At 72.7% G+C, this 19,447-nt stretch carries 21 protein-coding genes, 1 pseudogene and 1 riboswitch; of the genes and pseudogenes, 10 read left to right on the top strand and 12 right to left on the bottom strand.

The genetic code is table 11. The features are described from left to right. Positions 1 to 4: 4 nt before the first annotated feature. The 6 genes from cobO to J7I97_RS04790 all read right to left on the bottom strand — a co-directional run bounded on the left by cobO (position 5) and on the right by J7I97_RS04790 (position 7,170). Positions 5 to 604, bottom strand: a complete 600-nt coding sequence (gene cobO, locus J7I97_RS04815) for a cob(I)yrinic acid a,c-diamide adenosyltransferase (protein ID WP_214931128.1) — start codon at positions 602 to 604, stop codon at positions 5 to 7. After that, positions 604 to 2,742 (bottom strand): putative cobaltochelatase, encoded by a 2,139-nt coding sequence (locus tag J7I97_RS04810; RefSeq protein ID WP_214931127.1) that lies wholly within the window; start codon positions 2,740 to 2,742, stop codon positions 604 to 606. The genes cobO and J7I97_RS04810 overlap by 1 nt, the downstream gene beginning before the upstream one ends. A 73-nt stretch (positions 2,743 to 2,815) precedes the next feature. After that, positions 2,816 to 4,336: a cobyric acid synthase gene (locus J7I97_RS04805; protein WP_214931126.1), complete on the bottom strand. Its 1,521-nt coding sequence runs from the start codon at positions 4,334 to 4,336 to the stop codon at positions 2,816 to 2,818. Beyond that, entirely contained in the window at positions 4,333 to 5,376 is a 1,044-nt protein-coding gene (locus tag J7I97_RS04800) for a cobalamin biosynthesis protein (protein WP_251058484.1), read from the bottom strand. The genes J7I97_RS04805 and J7I97_RS04800 overlap by 4 nt, the downstream gene beginning before the upstream one ends. A gap of 35 nt (positions 5,377 to 5,411) precedes the next feature. Continuing rightward, positions 5,412 to 5,546, bottom strand: a riboswitch (cobalamin riboswitch). Between the two features lie 105 nt (positions 5,547 to 5,651). Then, positions 5,652 to 5,873, bottom strand: coding sequence for a hypothetical protein (locus J7I97_RS04795; RefSeq protein ID WP_214931125.1), 222 nt, complete (start codon positions 5,871 to 5,873; stop codon positions 5,652 to 5,654). 28 nt (positions 5,874 to 5,901) lie between these two features. Then, positions 5,902 to 7,170, bottom strand: a complete 1,269-nt coding sequence (locus tag J7I97_RS04790) for an inorganic phosphate transporter (protein WP_214931124.1) — start codon at positions 7,168 to 7,170, stop codon at positions 5,902 to 5,904. A gap of 328 nt (positions 7,171 to 7,498) precedes the next feature. On the opposite strand from J7I97_RS04790, the gene J7I97_RS04785 reads away from it, so the two are divergent. Together J7I97_RS04785 and J7I97_RS04780 are read left to right on the top strand one after the other, a co-directional pair. After that, a complete protein-coding gene (locus tag J7I97_RS04785) occupies positions 7,499 to 8,629 on the top strand; it encodes an alpha/beta hydrolase (RefSeq protein ID WP_214931123.1) in 1,131 nt (376 codons plus the stop codon). A 155-nt stretch (positions 8,630 to 8,784) separates the two neighbouring features. After that, entirely contained in the window at positions 8,785 to 10,236 is a 1,452-nt protein-coding gene (locus J7I97_RS04780) for a hypothetical protein (RefSeq protein ID WP_374195440.1), read from the top strand. A 64-nt stretch (positions 10,237 to 10,300) separates the two neighbouring features. On the opposite strand, the gene J7I97_RS04775 is transcribed toward J7I97_RS04780, so the two are convergent. After that, on the bottom strand, positions 10,301 to 10,696 hold the full coding sequence (locus J7I97_RS04775) for a VOC family protein (protein WP_214931122.1): 396 nt from the start codon (positions 10,694 to 10,696) through the stop codon (positions 10,301 to 10,303). A 68-nt stretch (positions 10,697 to 10,764) separates the two neighbouring features. Continuing rightward, positions 10,765 to 10,890: pseudogene (locus tag J7I97_RS04770) on the bottom strand (neutral zinc metallopeptidase); the annotation flags it as partial. Positions 10,891 to 11,195: 305 nt separating this feature from the next. Here J7I97_RS04770 and J7I97_RS04765 point away from each other — a divergent pair. From J7I97_RS04765 to amaP, 8 genes are all read left to right on the top strand, one after another. After that, a complete protein-coding gene (locus J7I97_RS04765) occupies positions 11,196 to 12,794 on the top strand; it encodes an ABC-F family ATP-binding cassette domain-containing protein (protein WP_214931121.1) in 1,599 nt (532 codons plus the stop codon). Positions 12,795 to 13,158: 364 nt separating this feature from the next. After that, a complete protein-coding gene (locus J7I97_RS04760; RefSeq protein WP_214931120.1) occupies positions 13,159 to 13,380 on the top strand; it encodes a helix-turn-helix domain-containing protein in 222 nt (73 codons plus the stop codon). A 240-nt stretch (positions 13,381 to 13,620) separates the two neighbouring features. Then, positions 13,621 to 14,400, top strand: coding sequence for an enoyl-CoA hydratase/isomerase family protein (locus J7I97_RS04755; RefSeq protein ID WP_214931119.1), 780 nt, complete (start codon positions 13,621 to 13,623; stop codon positions 14,398 to 14,400). Between the two features lie 230 nt (positions 14,401 to 14,630). Next, positions 14,631 to 15,074: an Asp23/Gls24 family envelope stress response protein gene (locus tag J7I97_RS04750; RefSeq protein ID WP_214931118.1), complete on the top strand. Its 444-nt coding sequence runs from the start codon at positions 14,631 to 14,633 to the stop codon at positions 15,072 to 15,074. A 15-nt stretch (positions 15,075 to 15,089) separates the two neighbouring features. Next, positions 15,090 to 15,308, top strand: a complete 219-nt coding sequence (locus J7I97_RS04745; protein WP_214931117.1) for a hypothetical protein — start codon at positions 15,090 to 15,092, stop codon at positions 15,306 to 15,308. Between the two features lie 7 nt (positions 15,309 to 15,315). Continuing rightward, entirely contained in the window at positions 15,316 to 15,684 is a 369-nt protein-coding gene (locus J7I97_RS04740; RefSeq protein ID WP_214931116.1) for an Asp23/Gls24 family envelope stress response protein, read from the top strand. Next, positions 15,681 to 16,331 carry a DUF6286 domain-containing protein gene (locus J7I97_RS04735; protein ID WP_214931115.1) on the top strand — a complete coding sequence of 217 codons (651 nt, stop codon included), beginning with the start codon at positions 15,681 to 15,683 and terminating at the stop codon, positions 16,329 to 16,331. Before J7I97_RS04740 ends, J7I97_RS04735 begins: the two co-directional genes overlap by 4 nt. 4 nt (positions 16,332 to 16,335) lie before the next feature. Beyond that, on the top strand, positions 16,336 to 16,893 hold the full coding sequence (gene amaP / locus J7I97_RS04730; RefSeq protein ID WP_214931114.1) for an alkaline shock response membrane anchor protein AmaP: 558 nt from the start codon (positions 16,336 to 16,338) through the stop codon (positions 16,891 to 16,893). 141 nt (positions 16,894 to 17,034) lie between these two features. Here amaP and J7I97_RS04725 read toward each other — a convergent pair whose 3' ends face one another. From J7I97_RS04725 to J7I97_RS04710, 4 genes are all read right to left on the bottom strand, one after another. Further along, positions 17,035 to 17,790 carry an SDR family oxidoreductase gene (locus J7I97_RS04725; protein WP_214931113.1) on the bottom strand — a complete coding sequence of 252 codons (756 nt, stop codon included), beginning with the start codon at positions 17,788 to 17,790 and terminating at the stop codon, positions 17,035 to 17,037. Positions 17,791 to 17,799: 9 nt separating this feature from the next. Then, positions 17,800 to 18,591: an SURF1 family protein gene (locus tag J7I97_RS04720; RefSeq protein WP_214931112.1), complete on the bottom strand. Its 792-nt coding sequence runs from the start codon at positions 18,589 to 18,591 to the stop codon at positions 17,800 to 17,802. 115 nt (positions 18,592 to 18,706) lie between these two features. Next, positions 18,707 to 18,904, bottom strand: a complete 198-nt coding sequence (locus J7I97_RS04715; protein ID WP_214931111.1) for a hypothetical protein — start codon at positions 18,902 to 18,904, stop codon at positions 18,707 to 18,709. Between the two features lie 168 nt (positions 18,905 to 19,072). After that, positions 19,073 to 19,309 carry a hypothetical protein gene (locus J7I97_RS04710; protein ID WP_214931110.1) on the bottom strand — a complete coding sequence of 79 codons (237 nt, stop codon included), beginning with the start codon at positions 19,307 to 19,309 and terminating at the stop codon, positions 19,073 to 19,075. Between the last annotated feature and the right edge of the window lie 138 nt (positions 19,310 to 19,447).

The raw sequence follows: 19,447 nt of genomic DNA, 5'->3' as shown, positions 1-19,447 counted from the left end.
GAGATCACCACTCGATGCCCTTCTGGCCCTTCTGACCGGCGTCCATCGGGTGCTTGACCTTGGTCATCTCGGTGACCAGGTCCGCGAACTCCACCAGCTTCTCCGGCGCGTTGCGACCCGTGATGACCACATGCTGAGTGCCGGGACGATTGCGCAGCACCTCGATCACCTCGTCGACGTCGATCCAGCCCCAGTGCATCGGGTACGCGAACTCGTCGAGCACGTACAGCTTGTGCGTCTCGGCGGCCAGATCGCGCTTGACCTGCTCCCAGCCTTCCCTGGCCGCCTGCTCGTTGTCGAGCTGCGCGTCGCGCTGGACCCAGGACCAGCCCTCGCCCATCTTGTGCCAGACGACCGAGCCGCCCTCGCCGGAGGCACCGAGCACCTTGAGCGCGTTCTCCTCGCCGACCTTCCACTTCGCCGACTTGACGAACTGGAACACCCCGATCGGCCAGCCCTGGTTCCAGGCGCGCAGCGCCAGCCCGAAGGCCGCCGTCGACTTGCCCTTGCCCGGGCCGGTGTGGACGAACACGAGCGGGCGGTTGCGGCGCTGGCGCGTCGTGAGACCGTCGTCCGGAACGACGGTCGGCTGTCCCTGCGGCATTACGCGGCCCTCCTGTTGGTGTGCGATGACGGGGATGTCACCGCGGTACGTACGTTCTTCACTAGCCCGGCCAGCGAGTCGGCCCGCAGCCCGTCGAGCGTGACGGCGGGCCCGCCGAGGTCGGCGGCCAGTTCCCCGGCCAGCCCCAGCCGCACCGGCCCCGACTCGCAGTCCACGACCACCGAGGCGACCCCCTCGGCCGCGAGCAGCCGGGCGCTGCGCCCCGACAGCTCGCGGGGCGTGCTGTCCTGCCGGCCGCCCGGGGCCCCGGCCGAGGTGGCCCGCCCGTCGGTGACGACCACGAGCAGCGGCCGGCGGCTCGGATCCCGGAGCCGCTCGATCCGCAGCACCTCGCGGGCCTTGAGCAGCCCGGCGGCGAGCGGGGTGCGGCCACCGGTCGGCAGCTGCTCCAGCCGCGCCGCGGCCGCGTCCACGGAGGATGTGGGCGGCAGTGCCAGCTCGGCCGTGGACCCCCGGAAGGTGATCAGGCCGACCTTGTCCCGGCGCTGGTACGCGTCCAGCAGCAGCGACAGCACCGCGCCCTTGACGGCGCTCATCCGCTGCCGGGCCGCCATCGAGCCGGAGGCGTCGACGACGAAGAGGACGAGGTTGCCCTCGCGGCCCTCCCGGGTCGCCTGGCGCAGATCGTCCTTGCGTACGACCAGCCCACGACCGCTGCGCCCGCGTGCCTTCTGGTGCGGGGCGGCGGCGTGGATGGTCGCGGCCAGGTGCAGCTTGGTCAGCTGGCCGCGGGGACGCTGGGCGCCGGTGGTACGGCCGTGCGCGGTGCGCGCGCGCGAACGCCGCCCGGACGCGCCCTCGCCGAGGCCCGGCACGCTGAGCATCTTGGTCCGGAACGGCTCGGCGGCGCGTACAGCGCCCTGCTCGGCCCCGTCGGCCCCATCGGCTTCTTGGGTGGAGGGCTGCGGGGTGGGGGCCTCGGGGGCGTCCTGCCGCTCCGGTGTCTCAGGGGCCTCCGGCGCCTGTGTCGTCTCAGGGGAGTCGGGTCCGCCGCCCTGCGGCGGCACCCCGCCGCCCCCGCCGTCGGGACCACCGTCGTCCGGCCCCTCGGGATCGGGCTCCGGCTCGGGACCGGGCTCGGGATCGGGCTCGTTGTCCGGTTCGTCATCCGGGAACTGGCCGAGGATCTCGTCGAGCTTGTCCTCGTCCAGCCCCGGCGCGTCGAAGGGATTGCGGCGGCGACGGTGGGGGAGCGCCAGCAGTGCGGCCTGCCGTACGTCTTCCTTCCGTACGCCGGTCCGCCCGGCCCAGGCGGCCAGCGCGGTCGCGGTCCGGGCCATCACGATGTCGGCCCGCATCCCGTCGACCTCGAAGCCGGCGCAGGTCGCGGCGATCTGCAGCAGCGCGTTGTCGCCGAGGGCGACCTGCGGGAGCAGGGCCCGCGCGGCCACCACCCGGGCGCGTACGTCGTGTTCGTCCGCGGCCCAGCGGGTCGCGAAGCCGGCGGGGTCGTCCTCGTAGGCCAGCCGGCGGCGCACCACCTCGACCCGCTGGGCGGGCTCGCGGGAGGCGGCGACCTCGACGGTGAGCCCGAAGCGGTCCAGAAGCTGCGGGCGGAGCTCGCCCTCCTCGGGGTTCATCGTGCCGACGAGGAGGAAGCGCGCGGCGTGGCGTACGGAGACGCCTTCGCGCTCGACGTAGGAGGCGCCCATGGCGGCGGCGTCCAGCAGCAGGTCGATGAGGTGGTCGTGGAGGAGGTTGACCTCGTCGACGTACAGGATCCCGCGGTGCGCGTCGGCGAGCAGCCCGGGCTCGAAGGCCTTGACGCCCTCGGCGAGGGCGCGCTCGATGTCCAGGGCGCCGACGAGCCGGTCCTCGGAGGCGCCGACGGGCAGTTCGACCATGCGGGCGGGGCGGGTGGTGCCTTCACCGGGCTCGTGGGGGCCGTCGGGGCAGGCGGGGTCGGGGGCGGCGGGCGCGCAGGAGAACCGGCAGCCGGGTACGACGTCCACCTGCGGCAGCAGGGCGGAGAGCGCGCGGACGGCGGTCGACTTGGCGGTCCCCTTCTCGCCGCGCACGAGCACGCCGCCGACCGCCGGGCTCACGGCGTTGAGCAGGAGCGCCAGCCGCAGGTCGGTCTGGCCGACCACCGCGGTGAACGGGTAGGGCGTGCTCATCTGAATCTCCTTGTGTGGAAACCCCGGCCGTCAGGACAGGGAGGAAACGCATCCTCGAACCGCGGCCGCGTCGTCACGGCGCGCCCGGCGGGAGGAACGGGAGGCCCGCCGGGGCCCCGCCCTCGATCAGGCGGAGCAGCGCATCGGTGTCCGCGTGTTCCTCGATCAGGTCGCCCAACAGGTCCAGCTGTTCCTCCCGCAGGGAGGAGAACGACGTGTCCGGGGCCGGGACGAACCGCCGCCCCGCCGCTGCCGCGACCTCCCGCAGGAACGCCCGGCGGAAGCCGTCCGACTCCAGCGAGCCGTGCCAGTGGGTCCCCCACACCGGCCCCACCCGGCACCCGTCCAGGAACGGCGTCCCGCCCAGCACTTCGGCCACCCCGTGGTGGATCTCGTACCCCGAGACGGGCTCACCCAGCGCCGAACCCACCGGCCGCGCCAGGGTCTTCTCCTTCGCGAAACGGACCCGGACGGGGAGGAGCCCGAGGCCGTCCACGGAACCGGCCCGGGACTCCACCTCGTCCTCGATCCGCTCACCCAGCACCTGGAACCCGCCGCAGATGCCCAGGACCGGGCGCCCTTCCGCGGCCCGCCGGATCAGCGCGTCGGCCAGGCCCCGCTCACGCAGCCACGCCAGTGCCTTCACCGTCCCGCGCGTCCCAGGCACCACCACCAGGTCCGCGTCCACGAGCTCCTCCGCCCGGTCCACGAACCGCACGACGACCCCCGGCTCCGCCGCGAGCGCGTCGACATCCGTGAAGTTCGACATCAGCGGAACCGCGCACACCGCGACCCGCAGCACGTCCTCGCCCACGGGCGGGGCGACCACGGACTCCCGTACCGCGCCCCGCAGGGAGACCCGCAGGCCGTCCTCCTCGTCGATGCCCAGCCCGTGCTGGAAGGGGAGGACGCCGTACGTGGCCCGCCCCGTCAGCCCGCGCAGCATCTCCATGCCGGGCTCCAGCAGCGAGACGTCCCCCCGGAACTTGTTCACCAGGTACCCCGCGATCAGCGACTGGTCCTGCGGCGACAGCAGCGCCGTCGTACCGAAGAACGACGCGAAGACCCCGCCCCGGTCGATGTCCCCGACGACGACCACCGGGAACCGCGCGGCCCGCGCGATCCCCATGTTCACGATGTCCGTCCGCCGCAGGTTGATCTCGGCCGGACTGCCCGCCCCCTCGCAGATCACGGCGTCATACGTGCCCCGCAGCTGCTCCAGGCAGTCCGTGACGATGCCGAGCAACTGCTCCTGCCGGCCCCCGTGATAGCCGCGCGCGCTCATCTCGCCGACCGGCTTGCCCAGCAGCACCACCTGGCTGCTGCGGTCACTGCCGGGCTTGAGCAGCACCGGGTTCATCAGCGCGGTCGGCTCCACGCACGCCGCCTGCGCCTGCATCGCCTGGGCCCGTCCGATCTCCGCGCCCTCGCGCGTCACGAACGAGTTCAGCGACATGTTCTGTGCCTTGAAGGGCGCCACCTTCACGCCCTGCCGCGCCAGCCACCGGCAGATGCCGGCCGTGACCACGCTCTTGCCCGCGTCCGATGTCGTACCGGCGACCAGCAGCCCGCCGCCCCGCTTCCCGCCGCTCACGCGCGTCCCCTCCCGGACAGACTCCCGGACAGACTCCCGGGCCGGCTCCCCGGCCGACTCCCGTACCCGCTCCCGGGCCGGCGCGCAGACCCGCGCGCAGACCCCCGCGACACCGCGAACCGCAGTGCCACACACGCCCCCAGCGCCACCCACGTCACCCGACGCGACAGCCGTACCGCCCGCTCGATGTCCGCGACCTCCACCGGCCGCCCCGCCTCACCGTTCAGCACGGCACGGTGCTCGACCCGCCCCCCGTAGGCAAGCGTCCCGCCCAGCCGTACGCCGAGTGCCCCGGCGAAGGAGGCCTCCACCGGACCGGCGTTCGGGCTCGGGTGCTTGGCGGCGTCCGCGCGCCAGGCCCGCACGGCTCCCCGCCGGTCGGGGCCGGCCAGTACGGCCGCGAGGGCCGTCAGCCTGGCCCCCGGCCAGCCCGCGACATCGTCGAGCCGGGCCGAGGCCCAGCCGTAGCGCAGGTAGCGGGGTGACTTGTGGCCCACCATCGCGTCCAGGGTGTTCACGGCGCGGAACGCCAGCAGCCCGGGCACACCGGCCACGGCGCCCCACACCAGGGCGCCAACCACCGCGTCGGAGGTGTTCTCGGCGACGGACTCCACCACCGCGCGAGCCATCTGCTGCTCGTCCAGGGCCTGCGGGTCGCGCCCGCACAGGTGCGGCAGCCGCTCCCGGGCCACCTCGGCGTCCCCGGCGGCGAGCGCCCCGCCGACGGCACGGGCCTCCCGGCCCAGCGACGTGCCGCCCACCACCGCCCAGGTGGCGGCGGCGGTGAGGGCGATACGGGCAGCCGCGGGCCGGGAGTGCACGGCGCGGGCTCCCAGCGCGCCCACGGCGGCCGCGCCCCCGGCGCATATCAGGGCATGGACGACGCCCCGGGCGCGGTCATCGCGCCACAGGGCGCGTTCGACGGCGGCGGCGGCTCGTCCGAAGGCGGCCACGGGGTGCCCTCGGCGCGGATCCCCGAGGATCCGGTCGCCGATCAGGCCCGCCGTGGCGCCGTACGCGAATACGCGATCGGCACGCATGGTGGCAGGTATGTCCTCACTCAGGGTCCGCGCCCTGGTTCGACGTGTCCGGCGGCGAGAGTTCCTGGCTCCCGGGGCACACGCGCCGCGTGCGCTGCCCGGTGACAGTGGCGGGACCGCGCCGGATTCGCACCGGACTTCCTCTCCATACCGCCGTATTGGCTCGGGCAGTCCACCACGCAGCGAGAACGCCCGTCAACTCGCCGTTGACCTGCGGTGGGGGCATGCGAAAGCTCCCCCCGGTAAACCCGGAGGGAGCTGTTGCAGGCGGGGTCTCAGCTGACGATCAGGTAGATCCCGTAGGCCACGGCCGCCGCGCAGAGCGCGAAGCACGCGTACGCGCCGCTGCGGGCCAGGGTGGCGGTCCCGCCCTGGTCGGTGGCGGCCTCGTGCTTGGAGAGGCCCACCAGACCGAGGGTGAACAGGGCCACGAGCGTGACGGTGGCGGAGAGGCTGGCCCCGAAGACGGAGCCGAGTGCTGCCCAGTCGATCTTCATACTGCGGATTCCTCTGTCGTTCTCGGGGTCAGACCGCGGCGGCCGGAGCCGCCGGGGTCGCCGGCGCGGCCGGGATGGTGGCCTTGAGGTCCTCGTCCGTCACGGCGGCGGTGGTACCGGCCGCGGCGGCGGTCGGCGGGACGGCGACGGCGGCGATGGCCGTGGTGACGACACCCGGCCCCTCGGCGGCCGCCGGATCCGCGGCGTTGACGTTGTGGTGGTCGACGACCTGGCGGCGCGAGATGGCCCAGATGGCGAAGCAGGCGCCGGCCAGGAAGACCGCGACGGCGGCGACGCCGATGTCACCGGTGCGCATGATGAGCTCCGCACCCGCGGAGACCAGGGCGGCGGCCGGCAGGGTCAGGCCCCAGGCGATGAACATCCGGGTGGCGGTGGACCAGCGGACCACACCGCCCTTGCGGCCCAGGCCCGCACCCATGACCGCGCCGGAGCACGCGTGGGTGGTGGAGAGCGAGAAGCCGAGGCTCGACGAGGCCAGGATGACGCTGGCAGCCGAGGTCTGGGCGGCGAAGCCCTGCTGCGGCTGGAGGTCGGTCAGGCCGCTGCCCATGGTGCGGATGATGCGCCAGCCGCCCAGGTAGGTGCCCATCGCGATGGCCATACCGGCGGAGACGATGACCCAGACCGGCGGGTTGGCCCCGGCGGGCAGGGCGTTCCCGGCGATGAGCGCCAGGGTGATGATGCCCATCGTCTTCTGCGCGTCGTTGGTGCCGTGCGCGAGGGAGACGAGACCGGCCGAGGCGATCTGGCCGGCCCGGTAGCCCTTGGCCGAGGTCTTCTCGCCGACCTGGTTGCCGAGCTTGTAGGTGACCTTGGCGGCCAGCATCGCGGCCGTACCGGCCACGATCGGAGCGGCGACCGCGGGGATCAGCACCTTGGTGACGACCACGCTGCCGTTGACCGCGTCGATGCCGGCGGAGGCGACCGCGGCGCCGATCAGGCCGCCCATCAGGGCGTGGGAGGAGCTGGAGGGGAGTCCGACCAGCCAGGTGACGAGATTCCAGAGAATCGCGCCGACCAGGGCGGCGAAGATCACCTCTGGCTGGATGCCCTCTTCGTTGACCAGGCCCTTGGAGATCGTCTTGGCGACCTCCACGGACATGAACGCGCCGACGAGGTTGAGCACGGCGGACATGGCCACCGCCGTCTTGGGCTTGAGGGCGCCGGTCGAGATGGTGGTGGCCATCGCGTTGGCTGTGTCGTGGAAACCGTTCGTGAAGTCGAACACGAGAGCGGTAATGATCACGATCCCGAGGAGAAGCGTTATGTGCTCCATTTACCCAGGCTTCTGTTTGACGTCAGTGGCTAGGCGACCGTAGGCAACCTGGATGAACGGAAGGTGAACTGCGAGGGTTGGAGCGGTGGACCAAACCGGCGCCCGATCGGGCCCTTCGTCCTGATTTCACCGCAGATATATCGATTAATGCACGTCAAAGCCGGGTGAATGAACCCCTCCGCGAGGGACTTCCGGGCGGACGGACCCCCCGCGCGGGTCCCGGAAGAGACCTAGATCACGCCGTGGGAGAGCCGGCCGGACCCTCCGACCACCGGCGGAATCATCTGCTCCGGTGGCCCGCCCGGCCCCGCCCCGCGAGACTGGAGCGGTGCGCACCGCTACGGCGACGGCTGCTGCCGTCACGACGACCCTCCTGGGTGCAGGCGCGGCCGCGATCGCGGCCGGCCGGTACGCCGCCGACGCGGCCCTGCGGCACGAACCCGGCCGCCCGCTGCCCGGCGGCCCGAAGCTCAGCGTCCACTCCAGCGCGGACGGCCGGGTCGCGCTGACCCGCTCGCTGGCCTCCCTGCGCCCCGGCACCTACGGCCTGGACGCCCCCGGGGTGCACGCGGCGGTCGGCCCCGTCCTCACCGACGTCCCGCACGACCCGGACACCGTCGTACGGCGGCTCCTCGCAGTCACCCACGGCAGCCTCGACCCCGGCACCCGGGTCACCCTCACCCCCCAGGTCCACCTGGGCAACCCGCGCACCGCCCTCGGGCTCGACCACGCCGACGTGGACATCCCCGGCGAGCTCGGCGCGCTGCCGGCCTGGTTCGTGCCCGGCGCCCGCGACACCTGGGTGATCACCGTGCACGGGCTCGGGACCAGCCGCGAGCACCCGATGGTGGTCATGCCCTTCCTGCACCGCCTCCGGCTGCCCGTCCTCGGCCTGGCCTACCGCGGCGACCTCGGAGCCCCCGCCTCCCCGGACGGCCTCAGCCACCTCGGCGAGTCGGAGTGGCGCGACCTGGACGCCGCCATCCGCTACGCCCTGCGCTACGGGGCCCGCCGCGTCGTCCTGCACGGCTGGTCCACCGGCGCCGCCATGGCCCTCCACGCCGTCGAGCGCTCGGCGCTGGCCGACCGTATCGCCGGGCTGGTGCTGGACTCGCCGGTGCTCGACTGGCACGCCACCCTGCGCGGGCTTGCCGCCGCCCGCCGGACCCCGGCCGCCCTGCTCCCGCTCGCGGTCCGGGCCGCCGAGGGGCGTGCGGGACTGCGTTCCGACCGGCGGCCTCCGGGCGCGGACCCCGGCGCGCTGCGCGTCCCCGTCCTGATCTTCCACGGCCCGGACGACACGCTCGCCCCCTGGGAGCCGTCCCGCCGGCTCGCCGCGGCCCGGCCGGACCTCGTCACCCTGCGCACCGTCAGGCATGCCCCGCACGGGGCGATGTGGAACGCCGACCCGGCGGGCTACGAGGAAGCCCTGCGCCGCTTCCTGACCCCTCTCATGTAGACGTGACCCCTCTTGTGCAGACGCGAATGCGGCATGTGAAGGCCCTGTGACGGGTGGGGCAGGGGGGTGGATTATCCCGGTCTGCACCCAGGTCCACCAGTGGAAACGGCTCCTTCCGTTTGGGCTTTCGGCCAGTGACGGGCGAGACTGCTTCCGTGACGTCCCGAACGCCTGATGAGCAGTTGGCTCGCGACTCCAGACTCCGCCTCGTCTCCCCGCGCTCCGTCGCCACGGCCCGCAAGGCGGTGACGGACCGACGCACCCGACCCGCCTCCCGGCCTCCGGCGGGCACACCCGCCACCGCCGACCTGGCGAACCGGGCTCGCGCCTCACTGGCCGACGCGGTACGGCTGGCCCGCTGGGCCGAGCTGAACCTCGGGGCCGGCGACGGGGCCCGGCCTGCCCGCGCGGGCGCACTGCCCGCCGCCGATGTGGAACGCGCCGCCGGGGAACTGTCTCTGACGCACGGCCAGATCCGGGTGGGCTGGGACCGCGCCCGGCTCGCCGGCCTGGTCGAGGTCCACGGCGGCCACGCCCGGCCCGGCTGGCGGCTGCGGGCCTGGGACCGCGACGACACCGCTGTACTGCGCGGCTGGGTCGCCCTCTTCGACGCCTGGTCGCTGGTCCACCCCGCCCCCGCCGACATCGCCCCCGCGGCCGTCGCCGAGGTGGTCGAGGCGATGCCGCAACTACTGTCCCTGCTCCAGCTGTCCGCCGGCCCGGTGACCGTCCCGGACCTCCTGGACCTGCTCGGCCAGCGCGTCACCGAACTGCGCGACGAGCGGTGCGAAGTCCCGTACGACGCCCCGGTGAACGACCCGGTGAACGACCCGGTCGAGCTGAATGAGACCCAAGGGGCGCAGGGGGCGGTCCCCCCGGCCCCGGTCCCGCTCGCCCGACTGCTGCGCTGGGCGCTCGGCGGGCTCGCCGCCGTGGACGCCGTGACCCTCGGCCCCGCGCAGGCCGCCCTCACCCCGCTCGGCAGCTGGGCCGTCTGGGTCAAGCTGGAGCAGATCTGCGTGGCCGCGCAGAGCCCGGCCGGCAACATCGAGCAGTCCGCCGCCGCCATGCTGCACGGCTGCGCCCGGCTCACCCCGGGCCCGGCCCGCGCCGAGTACCGGGCCTGGCTCGCCGCCCGGCCGGTCGGACACGCCGTCACCGAACTGCTGCACGCCGCCCGCGGCGAGGACGCGCTGCTGCGCGGGCTCGCCTTCGAGGCGCTGCGCGTGGTCGGCGCCCCCGCCGAGCCCGAGGTGCGCGCCGCCGTACGCGAACCCGCGCTGCGCCCGTACGCCCTGCTCTGGCTCGCCGAGCACGACGGGGTGGACCCCGACGACGCCCAGGACGTGCTCACCGCCGAGGAGTCGACCTGGCTCTGGGTGGACACGGCGGCGGCCATCGCCGACCACGGTGAGTCCGAGCTGCTGGCCCGTCACCTCGACTCGGCCGTCCGGACCACCGTCCCGCGGCTGCTGGACGAGGTCCGCGCCGTCGGCCACCCGCGCACCGTGCAGGTCCTGGTCGCCCTGGCCGCCGCCCACCCCGACCCGGCCCTGGCCAAGGCGGTCCGCCGAGCCGCCTTCCAGGTCCACACCGGCGGCGCGTAGCCCTTCGAAGCGGAAGCGGAAGCGGAAGCGGAAGCGGAAGCGGGGACGGGCGCGCCGCTGGGCATCAGACCTGCGGCGCGTACGTCCCGAAGCTCCAGATGTTGCCCTCCGCGTCCTTGGCCATGTAGTCCCGCGACCCGTAGTCCTGGTCGGTGGGCTCCATGAGGATCTCCGCCCCGTGCTCGGCGGCCCGGCGGTGGTGCGCGTCCACATCGTCGACCACGACGTAGACCCCGGCCGGACCGGCGCCCTCCATGGCTTTGTCGAAGGCGCCGCCTCGCCCCTTGCTCCCGAGCATCACCGTGCCGTTGCCGTACGACAGCTCCGCGTGCATCACGGCGCCGTCATCCCCCTCGTACACCGCGACCTGCGTGAATCCGAATGCCTCCGTCAGCTGCTGGATCGCCGCCTTGGCGTCGCGGTAGAGCAGTGTCGGATAGATGGACGGAAGACCTGCCATGGCGATCGCTCCCTCTGGTGAGTGCGTGACTGTGACCCACGACACAGCATGGCAGGCGCCACTGACAGTCAGCGGAAGGTACCGCACTGGGCCATGTCGCCTGTGCGGTAGCCCTGGCAGAACCACCGCCGGCGCTGTCCGGCACTGCCGTGCGTCCAGCTCTCCGGGGTCACCCGGCCCTGGAACCCCTCCTGCCTCCAGCTCTCCGGGGTCACCCGGCCCTGGAACCCCTCCTGCCTCCAGAAGTCCTGGGTGCTGTTCACCACAGCGACGAGCCGGCAGTCCTCGCGTTCATCCTGATACGCGCCGCGGCCCACGGGCCTGACCCATGAGCCGAACGGGGGACACGGGGGAGGGCTCCCGGGGCGCCCGGCGGGCCGAAAGGCAGTTGCGTGCCCCCGGTAGAATGAATCCCATGGCAAATCTCCTCGCGGATTAGCGGCGTCGAAGCTCGCGTCCTGCCCCCCTTCCGCCGTCCCCACCGCCCTGGAGTATTTCCGTGATCACCGCCACCGGCGTCGAGCTGCGCGCCGGCGCCCGCATCCTCATCGAGAACGCTTCCTTCCGCGTCGCCAAGGGCGACCGCATCGGCCTCGTCGGCCGCAACGGAGCGGGCAAGACCACCCTGACCAAGTGCCTCGCCGGCGAGGGCCAGCCCGCCGGCGGCTCCATCGCCCGCTCGGGCGAGGTCGGCTACCTCCCGCAGGACCCGCGCACCGGCGACCTCGACGTACTCGCCCGCGACCGGATCCTCTCCGCGCGCGGGCTCGACGTACTGCTCAAGAAGATGCGCGCCAACGAGGAGCGCATCGCCATCGGCGCCGGCGCCACCCGCGAGAAGGCGCTGCGGCAGTACGAGCGCCAGGAGACCGAGTTCCTCACCAAGGGCGGTTACGCCGCCGAGTCCGAGGCCGCGACCATCTCGGCCGCCCTCAGCCTCCCGGACCGGGTGCTCGGCCAGCCCCTGCACACCCTCTCCGGTGGTCAGCGCCGCCGCGTCGAGCTCGCCCGGATCCTCTTCTCGGACGCCGACACCCTGCTCCTCGACGAGCCGACCAACCACCTCGACGCCGACTCGATCGTGTGGCTGCGCGACTACCTGAAGAACTACCGCGGCGGCTTCATCGTGATCTCCCACGATGTCGATCTGGTCGAGACCGTCGTGAACAAGGTCTTCTACCTGGACGCCAACCGCTCCCAGATCGACGTCTACAACATGGGCTGGAAGCTCTACCAGCAGCAGCGCGAGGCCGACGAGAAGCGCCGCAAGCGCGAGCGCCAGAACGCCGAGAAGAAGGCCGCGGCCCTGAACTCGCAGGCCGACAAGATGCGCGCCAAGGCGACCAAGACCGTCGCCGCGCAGAACATGGCCAAGCGCGCCGAGCGGCTGCTGTCCGGCCTGGAGGCCGTCCGCGCTTCCGACAAGGTCGCCAAGCTGCGCTTCCCGGACCCCGCGCCCTGCGGGAAGACCCCGCTGACCGCTGAGGGCCTGTCGAAGTCCTACGGCTCGCTGGAGATCTTCACCGACGTCGACCTGGCCATCGACAAGGGCTCCCGCGTGGTCATCCTGGGCCTCAACGGCGCCGGCAAGACCACCCTGCTGCGCCTGCTGTCGGGCACGGAGAAGCCCGACACCGGCCAGGTCACCCCCGGCCACGGGCTCAAGCTCGGCTACTACGCCCAGGAGCACGAGACCCTGGACCCGGAGCGCACGGTCCTGGAGAACATGCGGTCCTCCGCGCCCGACCTGGACCTGGTCGCCGTACGCAAGACGCTCGGCTCCTTCCTGTTCTCCGGTGACGACGTGGACAAGCCGGCGGGCGTGCTCTCCGGCGGTGAGAAGACCCGGCTGGCCCTGGCCACCCTGGTCGTCTCCTCGGCGAACGTGCTGCTCCTCGACGAGCCCACCAACAACCTCGACCCGGCCAGCCGCGAGGAGATCCTCGGCGCGCTGCGCACGTACAAGGGCGCGGTCATCCTCGTCACGCACGATGAGGGCGCGGTGGAGGCGCTGGAGCCGGAGCGGATCATCCTGCTCCCGGACGGCGTCGAGGACCTGTGGGGCCCCGACTACCGGGACCTCGTGGCACTCGCCTGAGTCGCCCCGACGGGTGGATGACGGGTTGATCCAATTCCTTATGGATCATTCGGCCCACGCGTGATCCATCATCTGAGTGAGGCGGTCTCATACCGCCGCACGCTGTACGACGGCCCCGGCCGTGCCCCCACGGGTACGTCACCGGGGCCGCGTTTTTGCCGGTGTCCGGCCCCTGACCTGGTGATTCCCCATGAGGGCGGGGAGGTGTGACGGAAGTCATGCAGCGGAAGAGAAGATTCCGTTCTGCTTGTGTGTCCACTCCTCGGGAAATGCCGCCGTACCGACCTTGCTGAATGGGTGGCCAGGAAGCCGGGGAGGGGTGATCATGAGAAGTCCAGAGCGCACTTCCCATGAGGAGGCACGGGTGGCCGAGACTCTGAAGAAGGGCAGCCGGGTAACCGGCGCCGCGCGCGACAAGCTCGCGGCAGACCTGAAGAAGAAGTACGACTCCGGTGCGAGTATCCGGGCGCTGGCCGAAGAGACAGGCCGGTCCTATGGATTCGTCCACCGGATGCTCAGCGAGTCCGGAGTCACGCTACGTGGTCGCGGTGGCGCGACGCGCGGCAAGAAGGCGGCCTCGCTCTGACCCAGGCCCTGGCCGTGAGGCCAGGGGTCGGGGTCAGGCCGGAGTGAGGAGGCCCAAGCTCCAGCTCAAAGCTCCAGCTATCGCTCGAACGCTTTACCCAAGCTCAAGGTTCAGGCTCAAGATCCAGACCTCAACGCGGTTCCTTCGGTGACCCCCGGCCGGCCCTGCGGTCGGCTGGGTGGTTACTGTGCAGTCACTTAGGCCGAGTCCGCGGCCGACTGCACACCCGGAGGCATACAGATGGCTCTGCTCGACAAGGACGGCGTACGGCTCACCGTTGACGACTCGGTCGCCACGGTGACACTGACCAATCCGGCCAAGCGAAACGCTCAATCCCCCGCGCTCTGGCGGGCGTTGGCGGAGGCCGGAAGGTCGTTGCCGGGCACCGTCCGGGTCGTCGTGCTGCGCGGCGAGGGCAAGTCCTTCTCGGCGGGGCTCGACCGGCAGGCGTTCACCCCCGAAGGTTTCGAGGGCGAGCCGTCGTTCCTCGATCTGGCGCGCGGTTCGGACGAACTGCTCGACTCCACCATCGCCGAGTACCAGGAGGCGTTCACCTGGTGGCGGCGCAATGACATCATCTCCGTCGCCGCCGTGCAGGGGCATGCGATCGGCGCCGGCTTCCAGCTCGCGCTCGCGTGCGACCTGCGCGTCGTCGCGGAGGACGTGGAATTCGCCATGCGCGAGACCAGCCTGGGCCTGGTCCCCGACCTGGCCGGCACCCAGCCGCTGACCTCCCTCGTGGGCTACGCCCGCGCCCTGGAGATCTGCGCCACGGGCCGTTTCGTGCACGCCGAGGAGGCCGAGCGGATCGGGCTGGCCAACCTGGTGGTCCCGGCCGGGGAACTGGACGCGGCCGTCCAGGACCTCACCACGGCGCTGCTGGCTCCGCCGCGGGACGCGGTGATCGAGACCAAGGCACTGCTGCGCGATGCGGTGTCCCGCCCGTACGACGCCCAGCGCACCGCCGAGCGCGCGGCCCAGGCCCGCCGGCTGCGCGACCTCGCGGGCCTCTCGGACTGACACGGCGCGAACCTCACACGCGGGACGGGCTGGAGCATACGCTCCGGCCCGTCCCGCGTGTGAGGCGCTGGGTGTACCCCGCACCCCCGGACGCCGTCCGGGGAGTGTCCGGGCGGAGTCGGCCGTGCGACCCCCGCGAACTCGACCCCGCCGACCGGCCTAGTCCCTGCGCGCTCGGGGCGGACCAGGCTTACGGTGGTGAGGAGTCCGCACGCGCGAAGGGACATGCGATGACCGAATCCGCATCAGGGGGCCCCGCCAAGACCTCCGCCAAAGCCCCCGGCGACCGGGGCCGCACTTCCATCGCCGACGGCGTCGTCGAGAAGATCGCCGGGCTGGCCGCCCGCGAGGTGGTCGGCGTCCACGCCATGGGCAGCGGCAGCGGCCTGTCCCGTACCTTCGGCGCCGTCCGCGAGCGCGTCCCCGGCGGGGCGAAATCCTCCGTCACCCGTGGCGTCAAGGCCGAGGTCGGGGAGACCCAGACGGCCCTCGACCTGGAGATCGTCGTCGACTACGGCGTGTCGATCCGCGAGGTGGCCCGGGCGGTCCGTGAGAACGTCATCTCGGCGGTCGAGCGGATGGCGGGCCTGGAAGTGGTCGAGGTCAACATCGCGGTGAGCGACGTCAAACTGCCCGATGAGGAAGAGGAAGAACCGGAATCCCGGCTTCAGTAGCCGAGAGGAGCCCGCATGAGCATGGCGGTCGTCGGCCTGGTGGCCGGCATGGCACTGGGGTTCGCCGGCTACTTCGGCGGCTTCGGCGCCTTCGTGCTGGTGGCGTCGCTGGGCGCCGTCGGCTTTGTCGTCGGCCGGTTCCTCGAGGGGGACCTGGAACCCGGTGACCTGTTCCGCCCGCGGGGCCGGGGCGACCGGGGTGGCCGCGGCGACCGCGACGACCGGCTCAGGTGAGGCGCCGGTGAGCAGCCCACGGGCCACACCGCCCCGGGTACCCCCGGCGGACCGGGGGGCCACCCGTATCGCCGACCGGGTCGTGGCCAAGATCGCGGCCCAGGCCGCCCGGGAGGCGCTCACAGGAGCCGACCCCGGCGCGGCCCCGCCGCACGCCACCGTCACCGTGCACCATGACATCGCGCGGGTACGGGTGAGCCTGGAGCTCGGCTACCCGGCCGACCTCGGGGCCCAGTGCGCGGCCGTACGCCACCAGGTCGTCCACCGCATCGAGGAGTGCGCCGACATGGCCGTGCCCGAAGTGGACATCGACATCGAGCACCTGCACTCCTCGTACACCCGGTCGGCCGCCGGGCGGGACCGGCGGCTGCGGTGACGGTTCCCGACGGGTCCGCGGAGCGGTCCGCGCACGTGTCCGCGGAGCAGCCCCCGCACGGCTCCGCGGAGCAGACCGCACACGGGTCCGGGCACGGCTCCGCGCACCGGTTCCGCTCCGCCAGGCGGCTGCCCGCCGCGCTGACCGCGCTCGCCGTGTTCGTGGTCACGGGCCTGTTCCTGTACGACCTGGCGGCGGTACGGGCCCACCGCCCCGGCATGCGCTGGCGCCGGGAACTCGTACAACAGCTGGAGCGGCAGACCCCGGCGGATACGGCCGTGCTGATCGGCGGCGGAATCCTGGTGGCGGTCGGGGCGGTGCTCCTGCTGCTCGCGCTCACCCCCGGGCTGCGCGGGATCCTGCCGATGCGGACGCCGCCGGGGGCCGGGGTACGGGCCGGGCTCGGGCGTAAGGCCGCCGCGCAGGTGTTGCGGGACAGGGCGATGGAGGTGTCCGGCGTGCGGTCGGCCCGGGTGAAGGTGGGCCGGTCCCACATCCGGGTCCGCGCCGCCTCGCACTTCCGCGAGCTGGACGAGGTACGGGCCGAGCTGGACGAGGTGCTCGCCGTCGGCATCGACGAACTGGGCCTGGCGCATCCGATGAAAGCGCGTGTACGGGTCAACCGGGCTGCCGTGGGGAAGAGGTGACGGGATGCTCGGGGCGGTGAACCGGGTCCTGCTCGGATTCTTCGGAATGCTCCTGCTGGCGGCGGGGGCTCTGGTGCTGACGGCGTCCTGGCCGTTCGGCGGGCGGCACGCACCGCTGCTGACGGCGGAGGTCCGGCGGCGGTACTGGCATGCCGAGGGCTGGTGGTGGTGGGCGGTACTCGCGGGCCTGGGGGTGTGCGTACTGCTGGCGCTGTGGTGGCTGCTGGCACAGCTGCGGCGGTCGAAGCTGGCGGCGGTGGTGGTGGACACGGGTGACGGGGCGTTCGCGCTGCTACGGGGGCGGGCGCTGGAGGCGGCGGTGGCGGCGGAGGCCGGGGCGGTGGACGGGGTCGCGGCGTGCCGGGTCGCGCTGCGGGGGCGGAAGGGGGCGCCGACCCTGCGGGTGGCGCTGGAGCTGGAGCCGTACGCCGTCCCGGGCGATGCGCTGGCCGCGTTGGCGGGCCCGGTCCTGAGCCACGCCCGGGCCTCGACGGGCCTGCCGGAGCTTCCTGTGGAAGTGAGAATCCGGGTGGCCGCCCACCGTGCCCAACGGGTGAGCTAGGGGGTGTCCACGGGGTCCAGCCCCAGACCCCGCGCCTCAATCGCCGGCGGGGCTGAAACACCGTGGGGCTCCGCCCCGGACCCCGGGCCTCAAACGCCGGCGGGGCTGAGTTGCCCGCCGGCGTCTGAGGCGGGCGGCCGGTCAGAAGCCGTGGCGGGAGCCGCCGTCGACGGGGAGCATGATGCCGGTCAGGTATGACGCCGCGGGGGACAGTACGAAGGCCGCCGTGCGGCCGAATTCCTCCGGGGTGCCGTAACGCCGCAGCGGGATGCGGGATTCGTGGCCCGCCCGGGCCGTCGCCGCGTCGCCGGACAGGGCGTCCAGTTCGCGCACCCGGTCGGTGTCGATCCGCGCCGGCAGCAGGCCGACCACCCGGATGCCGCGCGGGCCCAGATCCACCGACAGGGACTTCGCGAAGCCCGCCAGCCCCGGACGCAGGCCGTTGGAGATGGTCAGGCCGGGGATGGGCTCGTGGACCGAGCCCGACAGGACGAAGCCGATGACGCCACCTTCGCCCAGTTCGGCCGCCGCCGCCCGCGCCAGGCGGACCGCGCCCAGGAATACGGACTCGAAGGCCGCCTCCCACTGCGCGTCGGTGTTGTCCGCCGCGAGGCCCGGGGCCGGTCCGCCGACGCTGATCAGGACGCCGTCCAAGCGGCCGAAGCGTTCGCGGGCCGCCGTGATCAGCGCGGAGGCCGCCGCCGGGTCGGCGTTGTCCGTGGCGATACCGACCGCGTTCGGGCCCAGGGTGGCAGCGGCCGCCGCCGCGCGCGCGGCGTCCCGGCCCGTCACGATGACCTTCGCGCCATCCGCCGTCAGCTCGCGCGCAGAGGCGAAGCCCAGGCCGCGGGTGGCGCCGGTGACGATGTAGACACGATCCTTCAGTCCAAGATCCATGCCGACACGCTACGCCGTGGCCGGCTCCGCCTCCACGCCCACGGCAGCCGCGGCCGCCTCCTCGCGCTCGCGCTTCTCACGCCGTACGAGGATCCACCACCCCACCGGCACCCCCGAGGCGAACAGCCACCACTGCACGGCGTACGCCATGTGCGGGCCGATCGAGTCGTGGTCGGGTTCGGCGACCACCTCGGGCGTTCCGTCCGCCGGTAGCGGACCGGTGAGTTCCAGGTACCCGCCGAGGACGGGCTTGCCCAGGTACCCCGCCTGCTGCGCGCTGTTGATCAGCATCACCTGGCGGTCGGGCAGGCCCTTGCGGTCCTTGATCCCGCTTCCGCCGCTCGTCTCGTCGGCCTTGAGCCGACCGGTGACCGTGACTTCGCCCGAGGGCGCCGCCGGCACCGGAGGGTACGCGCGCGAGTCGCCGCCGCCCGTCACCCAGCCGCGGTTGACCAGCACCACCCGGCCGTCGGCCAGCACCAGCGGGGTCACGACCTGGAAGCCGACCTTGTCGTCGTTGGAGGTCCGCATCCGCACCACGACCTCGTGCGCGGTGTCGTACGTCCCCGTGGCGGTGACCGCACGCCAGTAGTCGGCCCGCGGCACCTGGTGGCCGGGGGAGGTGATCGCGGTCATCGGTACCGGCTTCGCGGTCAGGCTCGCCGCGATCAGCTGGTTCTGCGCGACCCGGTGCTCGTGGCGGTGGAACTGCCAGAACCCCAGCTTGATCATCACGGGGATGAGGACGAGGGCGATGAGGGTGAGGCACACCCACTGCCGGGTCAGCACAAAGCGGTACACGCCCACGACGGTACCCCCAGCCGCGAGGACCCCGGCGGCCGGGTGGCCGTCCGGGGTCTTGGCCTATGGGGAGCCCATGGGGAACCTATGGGGAGGGGAGGCGGAGGGTGCGACGTCAGACGTGGTCGATGATGCCCACCTCCCCCTCTGCGCGGGCGCAGTGCCCTCCGCAGAACCACTTCCCTTCGACCTCGACGCCCTGCCCGATGATCTGGACCCGGCAGTGCTCGCAGATGGGCGCCATGCGGTGAATGGCGCAGGAGAAGCAGTCGAAGACGTGCACGGCGCCCTGCGCGTGCACCTCGAACGACATGCCGTAATTTCTCCCGCTTCTATGCTGGGAGCCTTCCATTCGTTGTCGGAGATGTTCTCCCTGATCAGGGCACTGGGTGTGGGGAAGCGCCTACAACAGTGCTGTTGTCTCGCTCTGAGTTGGGGAACGCTGTCGGCGGGGATCGGCTTTCGAAGCACGCAGCCTTGATCACACTCTGTCGACGATGCCCACCTTCCCCTCCGCGCGGGCGCAGTGGGCACCGCAGTAGAACTGCCCCCCGACCTCGATGCCCTGCCCGATGATCTGGACCCGGCAGTGCTCGCAGATGGGCGCCATGCGGTGGATGGCGCAGGAGAACGAATCGAATACGTGACGTGCACCGTCCTGGGTTTCCACGTAGAACGCCAGGTCGTAGTCATTTCCGCATACTTCGCAGCGTGTCATACGCGGCATGGTTGGGGGCGGGGAGGGCACTGGCAAGCTGACACCGCTCGGATCACTGCGGGTTCTACCCGGCTGGCCTAGCTGGCCCTTCAGCGGACTCTTGTGAGGAACCCCGGGCCTGAAGGACTCCGTTGGGAA

It is taken from the genome of Streptomyces sp. ISL-87 (assembly GCF_018614095.1).
Classification (GTDB): Bacteria; Actinomycetota; Actinomycetes; order Streptomycetales; family Streptomycetaceae; genus Streptomyces.
This window is presented reverse-complemented; position numbering and strand designations above follow the sequence as displayed.

Bases quoted from the DNA above. Each gene is read 5' to 3' on its own strand.
- J7I97_RS04715 (WP_214931111.1), bottom strand. From the start codon at position 18,904: ATGTCGTTCGAGGTGCACGCGCAGGGCGCCGTGCACGTCTTCGACTGC.
- J7I97_RS04755 (WP_214931119.1), top strand. From the start codon at position 13,621: ATGGCTCTGCTCGACAAGGACGGCGTACGGCTCACCGTTGACGACTCG.
- J7I97_RS04710 (WP_214931110.1), bottom strand. From the start codon at position 19,309: ATGACACGCTGCGAAGTATGCGGAAATGACTACGACCTGGCGTTCTAC.
- J7I97_RS04725 (WP_214931113.1), bottom strand. From the start codon at position 17,790: ATGGATCTTGGACTGAAGGATCGTGTCTACATCGTCACCGGCGCCACC.
- J7I97_RS04745 (WP_214931117.1), top strand. From the start codon at position 15,090: ATGAGCATGGCGGTCGTCGGCCTGGTGGCCGGCATGGCACTGGGGTTC.
- J7I97_RS04795 (WP_214931125.1), bottom strand. From the start codon at position 5,873: ATGAAGATCGACTGGGCAGCACTCGGCTCCGTCTTCGGGGCCAGCCTC.
- J7I97_RS04750 (WP_214931118.1), top strand. From the start codon at position 14,631: ATGACCGAATCCGCATCAGGGGGCCCCGCCAAGACCTCCGCCAAAGCC.
- amaP (WP_214931114.1), top strand. From the start codon at position 16,336: ATGCTCGGGGCGGTGAACCGGGTCCTGCTCGGATTCTTCGGAATGCTC.
- cobO (WP_214931128.1), bottom strand. From the start codon at position 604: ATGCCGCAGGGACAGCCGACCGTCGTTCCGGACGACGGTCTCACGACG.
- J7I97_RS04810 (WP_214931127.1), bottom strand. From the start codon at position 2,742: ATGAGCACGCCCTACCCGTTCACCGCGGTGGTCGGCCAGACCGACCTG.
- J7I97_RS04790 (WP_214931124.1), bottom strand. From the start codon at position 7,170: ATGGAGCACATAACGCTTCTCCTCGGGATCGTGATCATTACCGCTCTC.
- J7I97_RS04775 (WP_214931122.1), bottom strand. From the start codon at position 10,696: ATGGCAGGTCTTCCGTCCATCTATCCGACACTGCTCTACCGCGACGCC.
- J7I97_RS04800 (WP_251058484.1), bottom strand. From the start codon at position 5,376: ATGCGTGCCGATCGCGTATTCGCGTACGGCGCCACGGCGGGCCTGATC.